Genomic DNA, 16,562 nt, shown 5'->3' on the forward strand with positions numbered 1-16,562 from the left:
TCTTCAAGCGTTCAGCATCATATCCGCCGCCTTTTCCGCGATCATGATGATCGAGGCATTGGGATCACCAGTCGTGATCCGCGGCATGACGGAACCATCGACCACGCGTAGCCCGTCAATGCCATGCACACGCAGTTGATCATCGACAACGGCAAGCTCGTCATGACCCATGCGGCAGGTGCCGACCGCTTCGTAGTTGACGTGGCAGTCACGGGGGAAAAAGGCATCAAGCTCTGCATCGGTGGAACAATCAGCGCCCGGATGATATTCCTCGCCGCGATATTTGGCGTAGGCGGGTTGTTTGAAGATTTCCCGCGCGATCCGAACGCCGCGCCGTAGCGCATCGCGGTCGCGTTCCTCGGCCAGATAGTTGGCGTCGATGATCGGCTGCGCGAACGGATCGGACGATCGCAACTTCAACTCCCCGCGGCTTTCCGGGCGGGTCAGGATGACGAGATTGGTAAAGCCATGTTGGCGAACGATCTGCGCGCCATCACCCGACAGGATCGGCAGGAAATAATATTTGAGGTCAAGTTCGTCATGCCCTGGCGCACCTGATCGCAGATAGGCGATGACGTCCGTGCTGAAGCCCGCAAGCGGCCCGGTGTGCGTCGTCATGTAGCGCAAAGCTGCCGCCGCGATCCGCAAGGGGTTCGAGATGAACTTATAATCCGACACCGGTTCGGGACTGATTATCTGAACCTGAGAGCCGATATGGTCGTGCAGATTCTGACCGACGCCCTTGAGGTCTGCAACCGCTCTGATCCCGACCGACCGGAGATGGTCGCCATCGCCGATGCCCGACAGCATAAGCAGTTGGGCTGACTGGAAAGTACCGCCGCTACTGATGACCTCGCGAACGGCGCGGACCTGTGCGATGCGGCCTTTCTGGCGATATTCGACCCCTACAGCGCGATGGCCGTCCATAATGATGCGGGTGACGTGGGCTTTCGTACGGACCGTCAGGTTCGGCCGCTTGTTTGCGGGCCGAAGATAGGTGACCGCCGTGCTCATTCGGCGACCTTTGCGGATCGTATATTCGCATGGACCGAAACCCTCCGGCGCGGCGCCATTATGGTCGTCGCTATAGGGGAAGCCTGCCTGCTGGGCGGCTTCAAGCCATGCCTTGTGGCCCGGGTTGGTCACCTTGGCGTGCGTGACTGGCAGAGGGCCGCTGCCGCCGTGAAATTCATTCTCCCCACGCCAGCTGCATTCCGCCCGCTTGAAATAGGGCAGGACATCCGAATAGGACCAGCCGCTGTTGCCAAGATCAGCCCACAGGTCGAAGATTTCCGGGCTGCCCCGGCTATAGCACATGCCGTTGATCGAACTGCTGCCGCCCAGAACCTTGCCGCGCGCATCATTCAGGACGCGGTTGTCCAGATGCTTCTGGGGCGCGGTTTGATACTTCCAACTGACCATTCCGGCCTGAAGCATCGGGAAGAAACCCGCAGGCATGTGGATCAGCGGATTAATGTCCCGTCCCCCGGCTTCAAGCAACAGCACATTGATCGACGGGTCTGCGGAAAGCCGGTTGGCAAGGACACATCCGGCCGAACCAGCACCGACCACGATATAATCAAATTCTTCAGCGGTCTTCACGAACTTCCTCCCGTCAGCGTGCAGGATTGGGCAGGCTTGCGATGGCCTTGATCTCGACGAGGGAGCCCGGATAGCCGAGCGCCGCGACGCCCACCGCCGTCCAGCAACAAATGGCGCCATTCAGGAAGCTGGCCTTGGCGGCCATGAAGGCTTCCATATGGTCGGGGAAGCCGACATGGAAGGTGGTGAGGTCAACGATGTCGCTCGCCTTGCTTCCGTGACGCGCAAGGACTTCGGCTAGCGCGTCGAAGGCGAGGGTAAACTGGCGTGACGGGTCTGCGGGCACGGTTTCGTCGGCCTCCACACCGATCTGGCCGGAGCAGAACAGCAGTTCGCCCACCACCTTCGCTGCACACAATCCATAGCTTTCAGCGCCTTCAATATCAGACATGTCTTCTCCTCCTCCGCGCGGCGATCCGCTGCGACCAATGCGCTTTGTCATAAACGATACAAAATGTCTTGTTAAATAAAAAACGCTGTGCCAATTGCCTTCGCCAAGAACAGGAACGGGCTCAGACGAGTCCAAAAATTAGGGGAGTATTGGCATGAGAGTTGGACTCTGTTCGCGCTACGCGTTGCTGGCGGGGGTGGCATGGAGCGTGACCCCGGCATGGGCGGCCGCACCACAGGAGCAGGCCGCGACACCGGTCGCGCAGGGCGAGGGCTCCCGTCTGGAAACCATTGTAGTGACGGCACGGCGGACACGCGAAAACCTCCAGAACACGCCAGTCGCCGTGACCGCGATGTCTGGCGAATTGCTGGACAGGCTGAACATCCGTGACGTCGTTGCCACCGCCCAATTCACGCCTAATCTGGGCATCAGCCAGCAGCCCGCGTCGATCACCGCCGCATCGGTGTTCATCCGCGGCATCGGCAACGCGTCGCCCAGCGCGGTGTCCGAGCAGGGGGTCGGCATCTATCTGGACGGCGTCTACATCGCCCGATCGGCCGGCGCGGTTTTCGATCTGGTCGATCTGGAGCGGATCGAAGTATTGCGTGGACCGCAGGGGACGTTGTTCGGTCGTAACAGTGTTGGCGGTGCCGTCCAACTGATCAGCCGCAAGCCTGCCGATCATGCAGGCTTCGAAGGCAAGGCGGGCTATGGCAGCTTCGACGACTGGTATGCTCGGGCGCGCTTCGATACGGGATATATCGCTGGAACGCCGATCAAGGCGTCCGTTTCCTATATGCACCGGCAGCGCGACGGCTATTTCGACAATGTCCTGGCGCCGTCCAACCAGGACCCTGGCGCACTCAACAGTGAAGCCGTCACGGCTGCGGTTCAGGGAGACTTTGGTGACCTGACCGTCAACTATGGTTTCGACTACAACACGCGCACCGGCATTCCGGCCTTCTTCCAGGTCGTCAATGCCACCGACGATGTGCGCAACTATTTTGGTGCGTCGCCGCTGTTCGGGGGCTCATCTTTCCAGATTGGCGCGGACGGACTGCGCAAGGGCGAACAGCAGCCCGCGCTCGACCTGGATGGCAATCCTACCTTCGGGGTGAAGGCGAGAGTTTATGGTCATACGCTGACACTGAACTATCAGTTGATCCCGGAACTCGCGATCAAGTCGATCACAGCCTATCGCTCCTACCGCCAGGATGGCGCGAACGGCCTGTCGGGCAATGGCACGCTGCGCGGCTTTACGCTTAGCCCGATCCTGTTCGTCGATGGCACCGTCGTGCCGACGGGAGTGCAGCCGGTTACGCCCTATGATGGTTACACGACGCAACGCCAGCATCAGTTTTCGCAGGAAGTGCAATTGCTGGGTGAAGCCGGTGAATTCAAATATGTCGGCGGCGCATTCTATTTCAGCGAGAAGTCTTCGGAAGCCAATTATCAGCAGCTGACCTATGTGCTTCCGGGTGGCGAGGCGGGCGTCAACCTCTCCCCCTTTCAGGCATTTTGGGGCAAGGCGCGTTCCTATGCGCTGTTCGGTCAGATCAGCTACACGCCGGAAGGCAGCGGCCTCGAACTCACAGGTGGCGTTCGCTATACGCGAGACAAGAAATGGCTGACGCTGGCGGGCGATGTACAGCCCAATCTGGATGGGCAGGTTTCCTATCGCAATCTTTCATGGCTGACGTCGGCTAATTACCGACTTCGGCAGGATTTGATGGGCTATGTCCGTGTGTCCAGTGGTTTCCGGTCGGGCGGCATCAATCCTTCCGCTTCGGAGATCAATGTCTTCGCGCCAGAGAAGGTGGTCGCATATGAGGCGGGGCTGAAGGGTGAGTGGTTCGACCATATGCTACGGACCAATTTGTCCGCTTTCTATGTCGATTACCGCGACCTTCAGATCTCGCAATTTCTGGCTAGCACGGGCGGCGCGACTTCGGCGATCGTCAATGCGGGACGCGTGGCGTATCGGGGTGTCGAGGCCGAAATCACCGCCATTCCGGTGCAGGGACTGACGATAGATGCGTCGTTGGGCTACACATCGCCCAAGTATAAAAGCTATCTTTATCGTGATCCTGCGACCAACGAATTGGTCAATGTCGCGTCCGAAGCACGCCTGTCGCAAGCGGCGAAGCTTAACACGCATATCGGCGTTCAATATGATTATAGTCTTCCGATCGGAAAGCTGTCGCTACGCGCCGACTATCCTATCGCAGCACGGTTTACTGGTTCACGATCGATCGATTGAATCTGTTCAATCGCGATATCCGGTCTCGCCCGGATCATAATCTGCGTGCCCGCATTTCGCTGGCGGATATTGCCGCAGGTGGAGGCAAGCTGGACGTCGGCGTGTGGGGCGACAACCTCACCAATCAGCGCAATATCGATTTCGGCATCGACTTTGGCAGTCTTGGCTATGGCAGCGCCTCGTTCAAGAAAAAGCGCACATTCGGGGTGGATGCGAAGTTCACTTATTGAGCGATCGGCAGCCGGGGGAAGGGCGAACCTTCTCCCCGGCCGTCGGCAAGTCAGCCTTTCACCCCTGGGATCTCGCATCCCCTGATCAGCAGGTTCGTCAGTTGCTCCAGATGATCGTCATCCGGCCGGTCCTTCGCGATCACGATCAGGCCCGCTATCGATGTGAACAATGTCGCGATCACCATCGTGATGTCCACATCGGGGCGGATCAATCCCGCGCGCTGCGCCTCACGAAGCGGTTCCCCCATGTCATGCGAGATAGACAGCCACTGGCGCCTCGTTTCCTGGTTGAGGAAGCCGGGTCCAAGGCTGGCGATCAGGCCATTGATGGCGATTTCATCCGGTTCCGAGGAAAAGTCGCGAAATGCCGTGGCAATCGCGCGCAGATGATCGCGCCAGTCGGACCTGGGCTCTACCTGGAATGTCGAATTATGCGTCGTCAACGCCTCTGCGATCAGCGCCTCTTTGCTGGGCCAGCGCGCATAAATGGTCGACCGCGCAATGCCGGACTGTTCCGCCACATCCAGCATCGAAAACTCGGTCGCCCCGCTCTTGATGAGGTGAAGAACGGTCGCGGCAACGCTCTGCCTGACCCTTTCCGTGCGCCCTCCGGGGCGGATGTTGCCGCGCGTCATGCGCTTTCCTTATCGGGCCGCGACTGTCCGGTTCAAGTGCCATTTCATGGAACATGAGAGATTATATATGCAGGCGACCGGGCAGAATGCGGTGTCGGAAGGAGAGGCGATGTCCCCAGATGAGCCGTGGGGACTGCTGCTCATCCTCTCGACGATCGGCTTTCTGCTGATCGGGGGCATGCTGACGTCGCTCAGCGTCTATGTCTCGGTGATGCAGGCACATTTTGGCTGGAGCGAAGCGTCAATGGGTGGCGGGCCGGTCATGCTGCTGCTTGGCATGAGCATCGGCAATCTGAGCGTCGGCGCGCTCATGCGGCGTTTGGGGGTGAGGGGGCTGTTTCTCGTCGGTGTGAGCATTGCCCTGTGCGGCTGGGTGGCGGCCGGGTTCGTCGGGTCTCTGGCCGAATTCATGGCGGCAATGGCACTGTCGGGCATCGGCACGGGCGTCGCGACGATCGTGCCGGGCATCGCCGTGATTTCGCAATGCTTTCATCGGCGAAGGGGATTGGCGGTGGCGCTGTTCATTGGGGCCAGCGCTCTTGCCAGTTCCACCATGCCAATCGCCAGCCGTTGGCTGATCGACGCTGCGGGATGGCGGCAGGCTTTCTGGATCTTCGGATCAGTCGTCGGCCTGATCGGGCTGCCTTTCTCGTGCCGCTTGCCTCGCAACGTCAACGGCGATCAGCTTCATAAGCATCAGGCGTCGGGCCTCACGGTAGAACAGGGCCTGAGACTGCCCGCCTTCTGGATATTGACCCTGGTCCTGACAATTAGCCAGTTCGGAATGAACGCCATATTGTTCAATCTCATCGCCTATCTGCGCAAGGCCGGATTTTCGGGCAGCGATGCCGTCACCCTTTTCGGCATTGCCAATTTCATGAGCCTGCCCGGCCTGATGATAGGCGGTTACCTGTCCGATCGGGTGAGCGGGCGCATTCTCCTGCCGCTGATCCTGCTAATTCAAAGCGTGGGCACATTGGCGCTGCTCGGCGTCGGGCACGGCTATGCTGCTATTCTGCTGTTCATCCTGTGCTGGGGCGGCGTTGCAGGATTACCCGCGCAGGCCGGTTCGATGTTGCTGAGCGAGATCATCGGGCAGCGGGCCTATGCCGCGATGCTGGGCATCGTTTTCACGGCGAATGGCTTTCTCGCCGCGCTGGCACCGGCGGTCGTGGGCTGGGCCTATGAAGCGACCGGCGGATATTCCCGGCCGATACTCGTCATCGCGGCGCTCTGTCTGCTCGCTGCCTGCGCCTCGACCTTCTGCCGTGCAAGACCTGCGCGCGATGAATCTCTCCTCTGTCTGGAAATATGATCATGTCGAACAACGAAGCCTATGAACGGGGGGAAGTGCCTGTAGCGAGCAGCGGCTGGACAAGACCACAGGGGCTGGCGAGAGCATGGCCGAGCCTGTTGGATGATGTTTCGACTGATGTCGTGGTGATCGGCGCCGGGCTGGCGGGCGCTTCTCTAGCGCTTCACTTGGCGGAGGCGGGGATCGGCGTGGCCGTGCTGGAGGCACGACAGCCCGGCTGGGGCGCCTCCGGGCGTAATGCCGGTCATGTGCTACCGATCCTGCGCGACGTGAAGGTCGTCGAGCGCTTTCCAGAAGGGGGTAAGCGGTTCCTGGAACTATTCCGCGAGCATCACACCATCCCCTTCGATCTTTCCGCCCGACATGGGATCGACTGCGACGCGGTTCGGTCGGGCTATATCAATGGCATGAAGACACGTAGAGCCTTTGACGCCTTCGTCCGGACCTTCGCCTATCTGGAGACGAGCGGGCTTCAGCGGCTGACGGTTGCGTCCGGCTCGGAGATGAAGGCGCGAACCGGGTCAGATGCCTATCCCTTTGGCGTGATCTTTGAAGATGGCGGCCGGGTGAACCCCTATCTCTTCACCAACGGCATGATCGCGACGGCGGCCCGGCTGGGCGCGCAAATTCATGGAGACAGCGAAGCTCTGTCACTTGAACCGGCGCAGGGCCGGTGGCGGGTGCGGACCCGGAACGGCAGCGTGATGGCCGATCGTGTAATTTTCTGCACGGCAGCCTGTCCGGGGGCCATTGAACCGGCGTTTCGTAAAGCCTTCTATCCCCTGACCGCCTATGCATTGACGACGAAACCGCTGCCACAGGAAGCGCTAGGCATTATCCTGCCCGGCGGGGGCACGTTCGCGCAGGCGCCGGTCGATCTTAATCCGATGGTCCGCGATTGCCACAACCGATTGATCCTCTCCTCCATTCCTCGTGTTGGGGGTGCCCATGATGCGGCATGGCATTTCCGATCCCAATTGCGATGGTTGCACCGGGTCTGGCCAGAAGCTCGCGGCATGGGAATTAAGATGGAGGATTATTGGACCGGCCGTGTCGCGATGCGAAAGGCGCAATTTCCGGGCGTGTTCGAATTGGCGAACAATGTCTTTGGCCTCATGTATTTCAATGCCTGGGGCAATGTCATGGCGCCGCTGATGGGCAAGATCATGGCGGACGCGCTGGCGCGCGATGCCATGCACGCCTTACCCTTCCCGTTGGAAAAGCCGGAACCTGTCTCGTTCAACCGGAAATATGAGGTGCTGATCCGCCATCTTCTGCTGCCAGCTGCCCGGGTGGGACAGCGCTGGGGTGTTCTGTAGCGTCAGTCCGCTGCCGCCACGCCGCGTAACCCATCAGCGTCGGTCAGTTCGATACGGCCATAGCCCAGCCGGATCAGCCCCAGCCGCTCGAACGCGGCGAGATGCAGGTTAATCGTCTTGCGCGTGACGCCGATCATCTCCCCCAGAGCCTGCTGGCTCAGCCGGACGACGAGTCCGTCGTCCGAAGGGATTGCCGATGCCAGCAGGCGAGAGGCTATGCGTTGTCTGGGCGGGAGCGCCATCAGCTCCGCAAGCATATGCAGGGTCCGGCGCATATTGGTGTAGGCAAAGTCAGCGATAGCCCGCCAGATTTCGGGGCGCTTCTCGGCAATTCGCTCCAACGCACTCTCACTGATTTCCAGCAACATGCTTGGTTCGACCGATATAGCGGTCACCAGCCGCGGACCGCCGCTGAACCGTGTCGCATGGCCCAGCACCGATCCGGGGCCGGATGGGCCGATCATCACCTGCCTGTCGCCCGGCGCGGTGCAGAAGGAATGAAATAATCCGTCGATCACCACGAAAAGGCCGCTTCGATCATCCCCTTGCGCCTGCGCCCATTGGCCCGTGTCCAGATGAATGATCCGACCGTGCGCCAGAAGCTCCTCCGCCAACGCCGCAGGATACTCCCGCAGCCAGTCCGTGCTGCGCAACAGGCGGAGTGCCGGTGCATGTTCGCTCTTTTTCATAGTTCAAATGTAACCTTTGTGACATTCATTCGCCACCCGTTCCTATATCCTTCCAGACAGAAAATGATGGAGAGGATGCCATGACCGCCGCGTCAGATAAGATCGTCAGAATAGGCGGGGCGACCGCATCCTTTTCCGATACCGCATTGTCCGTACCGCAGTTGCTGGATGGCGGGCAGCTCGACTATCTGGTCTTCGATTATCTGGCCGAAGGTTCGATGGGCATTTTCGGCCGGATGCAGGCCGCCGATCCGACTGCCGGATTTGGCACTGATTTCCTGACCGCCCATGTCGGACCTCATCTGCGCCAGATCGCGGCTCAGGGCGTGAAGGTGGTCGCCAACGCAGGTGGCGTCAATCCGGCGGGGCTGGCCGCCGCGCTGGAGCGCATGATCGATGAGGAGGGTCTTTCCCTTACCGTTGCCTATGTCGAGGGCGACGATCTGCGCGCAAGGGTCGAGCAGTTGAGGGCCGCCGGGCATCGCGACATGTTTGCTGGTGCTGCTTTCCCGGAAAACATCATCAGCGCCAATGCTTATCTCGGTGCCTTTCCCATCGCGGCGGCGCTGGACAAGGGCGCGGACATCGTCATCACCGGGCGTGTGGTGGACAGTGCCGTAGTGCTGGGACCACTGATCCACGAATTCGGTTGGGGGGCAGGGGATTTCGACCTGTTGGCGGCCGGGACGCTGGCGGGTCATTTGCTGGAGTGTGGAGCGCAGGTCACCGGAGGCACCTTCACCGATTGGCGCGAGGTTCCGGATTGGGCGAATATCGGTTTCCCGGTTGGCGAATGTCATGCGGACGGGACGATAATCATTACCAAGCCGGAGGGCACGGGCGGTCTGGTGTCCATCGGCACCGTCGCCGAACAGCTGCTTTATGAGGTAAGCGATCCAGCCGACTATATCGTGGCCGATGTCCGCTGCGATTTCAGTGGCGTGAAGCTGGAGCAGCAGGGCAAGGATCGGGTGAAGGTGACCGGCGCAAAAGGGCGCCCGCCCACCGACAGCTACAAGGTGTGCATCACGTCGGACGGCGGATGGCGGGCCGTCGCGTACCAGCCAATCCTTGGCGAGGACGCCGCAGAAAAGGCCATGCGGCAGGCAGAGGCACTATATGCGCGCGGCAGGGCGCTGCTGCGTGCTCATAATCTGGCCGATTTCACGGATACCGACACTGTCATCATCGGTGAAGGAGCCAGCTTCGGACCTCATGGTGGCGGCCGTGAGGCGCGGGAAGTCATTTGCAAGATGGTCGTCGATCACCCCGATCGCCGTGGGACAGATATATTTGCCCGCGAACAATGGGCAGGTATCAGCGGCATGGCGGTCGGCACCACCATCAACCTTGCGACCAGCGTACTGCCCAAGACCGAGATATTCCTGTTCCTCGTCGACAAGAAGGGGATCGTGCCGCAGGTGACTGTTCGTGGTGAGACATGGCCTGTGTCCATACCCGAGGGCGAGCCTGTCTCGATCCTGCCTCAAGCGTCGCAGCCGGTTCATGATGCACCACCCGGCGGGGTTGCGGTGGACTTGATCCGCCTCGCCTGGGCGCGCAGTGGCGACAAAGGGCATCTGTTCAACGTAGCTGTCATCGCGCGCGAGCCGGAATATTTGCCTTGGTTACGGCGAGCGCTGACGCCCGAGGCGGTCGCGGATTGGTATCGCCATCTTGCGCCGGGAAATGAGCTTCCACACGTCGATCGCTATGACGCGCCGGGGCTGCATGCACTCAATTTCGTGGTTCATGATGCTCTGGCAGGGGGCATCAACGCCAGCACCCGGCTCGATCCGGCCGCCAAGGGAATGGCGCAAATGCTTATGCGCTTTCCCATCCTCGTTCCTCCCGATCTGGCCGCCAGGATCGCCGGGTCTGACCCATTCAGAGGAGTTCGTTGAAATGGCCGACTATTCCTATTTGATGAAAGGCATCAGGTCGGTGGAAACCGACAGCAGCGTGCTCATCAGCTCCTCTCGCTATCTGAATGATGCGCGCGTCCGGGATTGGGTGGCGACACATTTGCTGCGACGAAATGGACCTGATGTGCCGACCCCTTCGGATTCCATCCAGCTCGTCCAGATCCTGCGCGAGGTGCAGGACATCGACCATATCAACGCCCTGTTCGCGGCGGAGCGGCAGAAGAATCCGGCCCTCGACGCATGGTTCCGTGAAGGCTTCGTCTCAACCTTTGGGCGGGATGACCTCAAACATTATGAGCCGGACACGGTAGGCGGCATCTTCTACGCGCAACTGACGGGCAATGACCTTCAGGTCGATATCGTGCCGCCATTTACCCCACGCAATGATTTCGAATATTTCCAGCTACGCGCCGGGCAAACCCACGATTTCGAACATATATTGGGCGGTGGGGGCTTCGATTTCATCGGAGAGCTGGTGCCTTATTATATGCGGCTCACCAATTTGTTCGTGCACATGAGTCCGGAGTTGGCGGGCGAGCTTTCGGTCTTCTCCATTCTCGGTTCGACGCGCATTATTACGCGCGCGGTTCTCCATTATCCTGAGACCTGGTTGGTGGTGCAGAATGCTGTGGAACGGGGTGCCAGGGTCGGTCGTGAATCCGACCCGATTTATATGATGCGCTATGAAGATGTATTGGCGTTGACGCCCGACCAAGCCCGCAGGAAGTTGGGTATTAACGGCGTACAAATCGCTGATACTGCGGAAGCATCGATGCAGTGGCAATGAATATCACCGGGTTCTCGATGATTGGATATGCCGTCTGCAAAAGGCCCAACCCGAATTTGGTCTGGTGACCAGCTGTGAGGGGGCGGACGTGCCGCCCCCAACCTTGAGCCTCAATAGGTGGATAATTTTATGCGAAGGAGCGCGGGCTCTTCGTTGAAATTGAAGCCGTAGGAAATCTGGTCGCCGTTCCAGCGGCGCCGTGCTTCCCACTGGCCGTTCACGAACGTCCCTTCTTCCGCGCTGAGGACCTGCCCGTTGACAGCCGAATCCGTGGGCGTGAACTGGAACCGGCTATATTGTCCCGCGACCAAAAATTCGTTGGGAGCCAACTGAGCAACGACCCCTCCGCCGACCGGTTCCTTGGCCCAGGGCGGCGGTTCCATGCCTGGCCAGGCGGGCACGTCGAAGTTGTTGTGACCGTAGGTCACCGAAATCTTCCAGCTGCCCATAGTGGTGGAGTCTTCGCCCGCGCTATTCTTCGCAGTGCCCCAAGTGGACCTTTTGCTGGCGATCGCCGCCCAGTCGCTCGCGATTGGACGGAACAAGCGATAGGGCGCGGCAAAGGCTTCGATTGTGGCTGCGTCCAGCTTCCGTGCACCCAGCGGATAGTTTGAATAGCTGGTCGCATCCATGCCGAACGGCGCGTAGCCAATAGCTCCACGACCTAGTGCCGACCAGAAGTAGCGCGCTGCCCAAGTCGCGTTGCTCGTTTCCGGAACGAATAGTGCATTGTCAGGGCGGGTATAACGATCCAGCAGGCCTAGATAGGTCTTCTCCAAGGGCAGATAGAGATCAGGACCTATGAGGTCTAGCGCGGGCGCAACGGTTTTCCATATGGGCAACACATTCCAATTGGGGCCTCCGCTCGCAACCTGAGCCGCCATGGCCGTCCCCGTGGCGTCGAACACTGCTGCGTTCGTGTAGAGGGGAAGGTTCTTCTCGGCCTTGCCCGCGACGGCAACCTGCTGGACGAAGCGCGCATAGGTCCATGCCGCAAATGCCTGATCCGCCTCCTTGCCGAAGGCTTCCGCCCAAGTACCCGCAGGCTTGCCGGACGCAACGCGGACATCTTCAGGCACTGGCTGCGCGAACAGTTGCTCTGCTGCGGCCGAATAGTCACGCGCGACACCATGGCTGCCGATCTCATTTTCGACCTGGACCATGATCACCGTGTGCTTGGCGTCCGCCTCACGCAAGTGCCGCATCAGTGCCGTGAAGGCCTTGCGATCCGCCTTGAGCGTCTCTTCGCCCAACGGCGACAAGGTCATTGTCGGGCGGCCATCGCGGCGTATCAGGCGGGGGAAGCGCTTGGTATCGTTCTTCACCCATTCCGGCGTGTAGGTTGATTCTCCATTCTTCCAGCTGCCAAACCATAGCAGCACGACGCGCATGTCGTTCTGGCGGGCCTGGGTCAGCAGCGTATCGACCCAGCTGTAGTCGAACTTGCCTTCGGTCGGTTCGAACTGTTCCCAGGCGACCGGAATCTCGATCGTGTTGGCGCTCAACGCCTGCATCACCGGCCACACCTGCGGCAGTACCGAAGGATAATTGCTGGAATTATGAACCTGCGCGCCCAGCATCAGATAGGGCTTGCCGTCAACCATCAGCGCATGGCGGCCATTTTCCGTGCGCAGGCGCGGTATTTCACCAGCGGTAGACTGTCCAGCGAGCGTAACGCCGCAAAGCATGAGCGTCAGATAACGGAAGGGGTGGCGCACGTGATCTCCTCGTCGACTTTCATTAGGCCCGTTTCAGGCAAGACCATTCGTAGGCCTTGCTACTTGCCACTGGGCCAGGCGTGACAGGCCTTGTCCGGTCGTCGGCATGGCGAGCGCAGCCCTGTAAGCTACATCATTAGGGGCGGTTTTAGTGTGCGAGGTCGATAATGTAAACAACTACGTTTCATTTATGAACGCGAGTCACATGTCCTCGTTCTGGCTACCCGATAGAATGATCATCCCTCTCCCGGCCTGATCGCCGTTGCAGAGGGCTATGATGCGCGGAGCATATTGCCCAGGGGCTGGGCAATGGGTGGTGGGGAAGGGGCGTGGCATTCGGGAAGATGCGCCGCCATCGGAAAGGAAACCGCGGTCCTTATGCTCATCCCCTTTGGGAGGAGATGTTGCCGCCATCGACGACAATTTCCGACGCGGTGATATAGCTTGCCTCATCGGACAAAAGGAAGCGTACAACCCGCGCCACTTCCTCTGGATCGCCAAGACGATTGAGCAGGATGCGCTTTTCGAAATGCCCATGGGGCAGGGCTTCGACTGCGGGACGCATCATGGGCGTCATGATCTGGCCCGGTGATACCGAATTGATGCGGACGCCATCTTGGGCCAGCCGATCGGCCAGTGATCTTACGAGCGACAATATTCCGCCTTTCGCCGCGCTATAGATCGGGTTCATGGCATTGCCGAGAGTTGCGTTGATGGAAGCTATCGCCACGATTGCGGAGCCCGGCTGCGCCGCCAAATCCTGATGGAGCGCCTGAACGATGAAAGCGAGGGAACGGAGATGAATCGCGATCCCGCTGTCCCAGCTTTCCGCCGTAAGCCCGTCCAGCGATGCTGTATCAACAACGCCAGCAGCATGGACCAGTCCGCCCGGCCTGCCGATCGCTTTCCGCGTCGCCGCCAAGGCAGCTTCGATGCCACCAAGTTCACGCAGATCAATCGCAATGCCCGTGGACGCTGTGCCATGTTCCTCCGCGATGGCGCGTGCCGCTGCCGATGCCTTGTCGCCGTCGATGTCCCACAGAGCAACAGGACGGCCCATGACGGCCAGCGCATGAGCGGACGCAAGGCCTATGCCTGATGCGCCACCGGTGATGATGACGGGAGAGGAAGGGGAGGCAATGGCGGGGGCGAGTGACATGCAAGAGAATTCCTTTAACCGAGCGACGAACCCTATTTGTCTAAAAAGCTGGCGAGACGGACGTTGCTAATTCGCAGCGGGCCGTCCGACAGCGGATGGTTCCATATGCCGGTGAGTCCATAATGAGAGATGGATAGTTGTTCGCAACTAACGTTGCCGACAAGCTCCATCGGAAACACTGCCAATGTCGAAAATTTTTCACAGATTGAATTGGCATTTCATCGACGGCGCCCGCATGTCTAACGTGAAGTTACCATACGGGCTCACCAATTGATCCGACACGGAAAATGGGGATGGAGCTTTTGCTGGCACCAGCTTGGGTGCGGCATCGCTATTTTGGCGCAACGTCCCCATGAATGGTGAGACGAAGCCCTCGGTGAGGTTCAGCGGTGGATGATCCTGGGCGGATCGCCAAATGACTTCGGGGAATGTCATTGACCAATTACACACTAATGTGTAATATATTCTCATCGAGTCCGAAAGCGGACACATAAGAGGAGAAACGGGATGCACGAACGGGTGCTGGACATGAATGCCAGGGTCGATGCCGCGATCGATGCGCTGGACCCCACCATGGCGCTGATGGCGTTGATCCAGATGACCGGCAATCGGACGCTGCTGAACCGCTATTGGGATGCGATCGACGGCCGCCAGGAAGATCTGGTCGAGACGTTCGTCGATATCCATGCGCATGAAGAACGGCCTGCCATCGATCCGGCCGTGGTCGCCGAGATCCGCGATCGCCTGCGCGTGGCGGTAAAGGCCGGGAAGCCTCCGGTCATGCCACAGCTGGACCGGCCGATGTTCAAGCGGATGAGCCGTTTGCTGCTGGGTCAGGACCTTCCCGAAATGTCGGTGGATGTCGCGTTCCAGCATGCCGGGTTCACCACCGACACGCGCATTCGCAAGGCGGCCGATGTCCCGCCCGCCGATTTCAAGGTGCTGGTTGTGGGCGCGGGCATGATGGGCATCAACGCGGCCATCAAATTGCAGCAGGCGGGATTTGACTTCACCGTGCTGGAGGCGATGGACACGGTTGGCGGCAACTGGCTGACCAACACTTATCCGGGCGCGGCGGTCGACACGCCGAGCCGCATCTATTCCTTCTCCTTCGAGCCCAATGCTTCGTGGACGCAATTCTACCCGCGCGGCCAGGAATTCCTGTCCTATCTGGATCGCGTCACCGACAAATATGGCCTTCGCGACCGGATCCGGTTCGGCACCTGGGTCGAGGGCGCGGAATGGGACGAGAAGCGCAAGATCTGGACGGTGAAGGCGATCCGGAACGGCAAGCCGGAAAGCCATGAGTGCAACGTGCTCATCATGGCGGTGGGACCCAACAACAATCCCAATTATCCCAAGGTGAAGAATCTCGACAGCTTCAAGGGGCCGGTCATTCATTCGGCCGCCTGGGACCATTCGGTCGATCTGACGGGCAAGAAGGTCGTCCTGGTCGGCACGGGCTGTTCAGGCGTGCAGGTGGCGACGGCTATTGCCGACAAGGTTGGCGAACTGGTGATCGTGCAGCGCCAGCCGGAACATATCATCCCCAATCCGCAGGCGCATGCGCCGGTGGCGGAACTCGAGCGCTGGGCGATGGAATATGTGCCCTTCGTCGCGCAGTGGAAGCGTCTGCAAAGCCTGCACAGCCAGATGCGCGACATGCACGGCATGATCATGAAGGATGAGGACTATGCCGCGAAGACGGGCGGCTTTGGCCCGATCAACGACGGCATGCGCATGATGTGCGAAGGCTATCTGAAGAGTCATTTCCCGGACGATCCGGAGATGGTGGAATTGCTGACACCCAACTTCCCGGTTTTCGCGAAACGACCGATCCTGGATTGCGGTTTTTACGACACGCTCAAAAAGCCCAATGTATCGATCGTGCGCGGCGAACTGGCCGAGGCCGAGCAGGACGCGGTGATCCTGGCCGATGGCACGCGGATCGAATGCGACGTGCTGCTGCTGTCGACCGGCTATAATCTGCATTTCGGGCGGCAGTTCGACATTCGCGGCGTCGGCGGCGAAACTTTGACGGACGCGTTCGACCCGCATCCCTTCTCCTATGAAGGCATGCTGATCACCGGCTTCCCCAACTTCGTCTTCATGGGCGCGCCCTACAGCTATCTGGTCGCCAACCATGCGGTGGTGAGCGAGCAGCAGGTCCATTATATCATCGAACTGCTGCAATGGATGGTGGACGATCATCTGTCGTCCTTCGATGTGTCGCCAGAGGCGACGCAGGCGTTCATCGACGATGTCGACGCGAACCTGGCCAAGACCGCCTGGGTCCAGTGCGGCAGCGCCCATGGCTATTATCGCGACAAGGGCGCCGACGGGCAGAAGAAGGTCATCCTGGCCATCCCGCGCCACAACTCGCGCATCTGGCATGTCCTGCGCTCGCCCCGCGAAGAAGACTTCAACGTCACGCGCGCCGGTGATGCCGTTAAACCCGCACCGCGCGAAATGGAAATGCTGACCATCTGATCCGCTTCCGCAAACAGGAAACGGATGAAAACCGAATGATAT

The 16,562-nt window shown here is 59.9% G+C and carries 13 protein-coding genes; 7 read left to right on the plus strand and 6 right to left on the minus strand.

The features are described from left to right. Positions 1-3: 3 nt before the first annotated feature. Positions 4-1,602 carry a GMC family oxidoreductase gene (locus ACZ5ZH_RS15160; protein WP_464772863.1) on the minus strand — a complete coding sequence of 533 codons (1,599 nt, stop codon included), beginning with the start codon at positions 1,600-1,602 and terminating at the stop codon, positions 4-6. Positions 1,603-1,615: 13 nt separating this feature from the next. Next, positions 1,616-1,993 (minus strand): RidA family protein, encoded by a 378-nt coding sequence (locus ACZ5ZH_RS15165; protein ID WP_464772864.1) that lies wholly within the window; start codon positions 1,991-1,993, stop codon positions 1,616-1,618. A gap of 154 nt (positions 1,994-2,147) precedes the next feature. On the opposite strand from ACZ5ZH_RS15165, the gene ACZ5ZH_RS15170 reads away from it, so the two are divergent. Then, positions 2,148-4,253 carry a TonB-dependent receptor gene (locus tag ACZ5ZH_RS15170; RefSeq protein ID WP_464772865.1) on the plus strand — a complete coding sequence of 702 codons (2,106 nt, stop codon included), beginning with the start codon at positions 2,148-2,150 and terminating at the stop codon, positions 4,251-4,253. Then, complete coding sequence (locus ACZ5ZH_RS15175) at positions 4,250-4,483, plus strand: hypothetical protein (RefSeq protein ID WP_464772866.1); 234 nt, start codon at positions 4,250-4,252, stop codon at positions 4,481-4,483. The genes ACZ5ZH_RS15170 and ACZ5ZH_RS15175 overlap by 4 nt, the downstream gene beginning before the upstream one ends. 50 nt (positions 4,484-4,533) lie before the next feature. Here ACZ5ZH_RS15175 and ACZ5ZH_RS15180 read toward each other — a convergent pair whose 3' ends face one another. Next, complete coding sequence (locus ACZ5ZH_RS15180; protein ID WP_464772867.1) at positions 4,534-5,118, minus strand: TetR/AcrR family transcriptional regulator; 585 nt, start codon at positions 5,116-5,118, stop codon at positions 4,534-4,536. A 67-nt stretch (positions 5,119-5,185) separates the two neighbouring features. On the opposite strand from ACZ5ZH_RS15180, the gene ACZ5ZH_RS15185 reads away from it, so the two are divergent. Together ACZ5ZH_RS15185 and ACZ5ZH_RS15190 are read left to right on the plus strand one after the other, a co-directional pair. Next, positions 5,186-6,433, plus strand: a complete 1,248-nt coding sequence (locus ACZ5ZH_RS15185) for an MFS transporter (RefSeq protein ID WP_464775222.1) — start codon at positions 5,186-5,188, stop codon at positions 6,431-6,433. 2 nt (positions 6,434-6,435) lie between these two features. After that, complete coding sequence (locus ACZ5ZH_RS15190) at positions 6,436-7,752, plus strand: NAD(P)/FAD-dependent oxidoreductase (RefSeq protein ID WP_464772869.1); 1,317 nt, start codon at positions 6,436-6,438, stop codon at positions 7,750-7,752. Between the two features lie 2 nt (positions 7,753-7,754). Here ACZ5ZH_RS15190 and ACZ5ZH_RS15195 read toward each other — a convergent pair whose 3' ends face one another. Continuing rightward, positions 7,755-8,441, minus strand: coding sequence for a Crp/Fnr family transcriptional regulator (locus ACZ5ZH_RS15195; RefSeq protein WP_464772870.1), 687 nt, complete (start codon positions 8,439-8,441; stop codon positions 7,755-7,757). Between the two features lie 80 nt (positions 8,442-8,521). Here ACZ5ZH_RS15195 and ACZ5ZH_RS15200 point away from each other — a divergent pair, with 80 nt between their 5' ends. Together ACZ5ZH_RS15200 and ACZ5ZH_RS15205 are read left to right on the plus strand one after the other, a co-directional pair. After that, positions 8,522-10,345, plus strand: a complete 1,824-nt coding sequence (locus ACZ5ZH_RS15200; RefSeq protein ID WP_464772871.1) for an acyclic terpene utilization AtuA family protein — start codon at positions 8,522-8,524, stop codon at positions 10,343-10,345. 1 nt (position 10,346) lies between these two features. Beyond that, on the plus strand, positions 10,347-11,153 hold the full coding sequence (locus ACZ5ZH_RS15205) for a Coq4 family protein (protein WP_464772872.1): 807 nt from the start codon (positions 10,347-10,349) through the stop codon (positions 11,151-11,153). A 110-nt stretch (positions 11,154-11,263) separates the two neighbouring features. On the opposite strand, the gene ACZ5ZH_RS15210 is transcribed toward ACZ5ZH_RS15205, so the two are convergent. Together ACZ5ZH_RS15210 and ACZ5ZH_RS15215 are read right to left on the minus strand one after the other, a co-directional pair. Continuing rightward, on the minus strand, positions 11,264-12,871 hold the full coding sequence (locus tag ACZ5ZH_RS15210) for a DUF5597 domain-containing protein (protein WP_464772873.1): 1,608 nt from the start codon (positions 12,869-12,871) through the stop codon (positions 11,264-11,266). Positions 12,872-13,253: 382 nt separating this feature from the next. Further along, positions 13,254-14,030: an SDR family NAD(P)-dependent oxidoreductase gene (locus tag ACZ5ZH_RS15215; RefSeq protein WP_464772874.1), complete on the minus strand. Its 777-nt coding sequence runs from the start codon at positions 14,028-14,030 to the stop codon at positions 13,254-13,256. A 507-nt stretch (positions 14,031-14,537) separates the two neighbouring features. On the opposite strand from ACZ5ZH_RS15215, the gene ACZ5ZH_RS15220 reads away from it, so the two are divergent. Beyond that, a complete protein-coding gene (locus ACZ5ZH_RS15220) occupies positions 14,538-16,520 on the plus strand; it encodes a flavin-containing monooxygenase (protein ID WP_464772876.1) in 1,983 nt (660 codons plus the stop codon). Positions 16,521-16,562 lie beyond the last annotated feature (42 nt).

This window comes from Sphingobium sp. TomMM7A (genome assembly GCF_055397305.1).

Coding starts and splice junctions, on each gene's coding strand:
- ACZ5ZH_RS15215 (WP_464772874.1), bottom strand. CDS start 14,030: ATGTCACTCGCCCCCGCCATTGCCTCCCCTTCCTCTCCCGTCATCATC.
- ACZ5ZH_RS15190 (WP_464772869.1), top strand. CDS start 6,436: ATGTCGAACAACGAAGCCTATGAACGGGGGGAAGTGCCTGTAGCGAGC.
- ACZ5ZH_RS15200 (WP_464772871.1), top strand. CDS start 8,522: ATGACCGCCGCGTCAGATAAGATCGTCAGAATAGGCGGGGCGACCGCA.
- ACZ5ZH_RS15165 (WP_464772864.1), bottom strand. CDS start 1,993: ATGTCTGATATTGAAGGCGCTGAAAGCTATGGATTGTGTGCAGCGAAG.
- ACZ5ZH_RS15185 (WP_464775222.1), top strand. CDS start 5,186: ATGCAGGCGACCGGGCAGAATGCGGTGTCGGAAGGAGAGGCGATGTCC.
- ACZ5ZH_RS15195 (WP_464772870.1), bottom strand. CDS start 8,441: ATGAAAAAGAGCGAACATGCACCGGCACTCCGCCTGTTGCGCAGCACG.
- ACZ5ZH_RS15170 (WP_464772865.1), top strand. CDS start 2,148: ATGAGAGTTGGACTCTGTTCGCGCTACGCGTTGCTGGCGGGGGTGGCA.
- ACZ5ZH_RS15205 (WP_464772872.1), top strand. CDS start 10,347: ATGGCCGACTATTCCTATTTGATGAAAGGCATCAGGTCGGTGGAAACC.
- ACZ5ZH_RS15180 (WP_464772867.1), bottom strand. CDS start 5,118: ATGACGCGCGGCAACATCCGCCCCGGAGGGCGCACGGAAAGGGTCAGG.
- ACZ5ZH_RS15220 (WP_464772876.1), top strand. CDS start 14,538: ATGCACGAACGGGTGCTGGACATGAATGCCAGGGTCGATGCCGCGATC.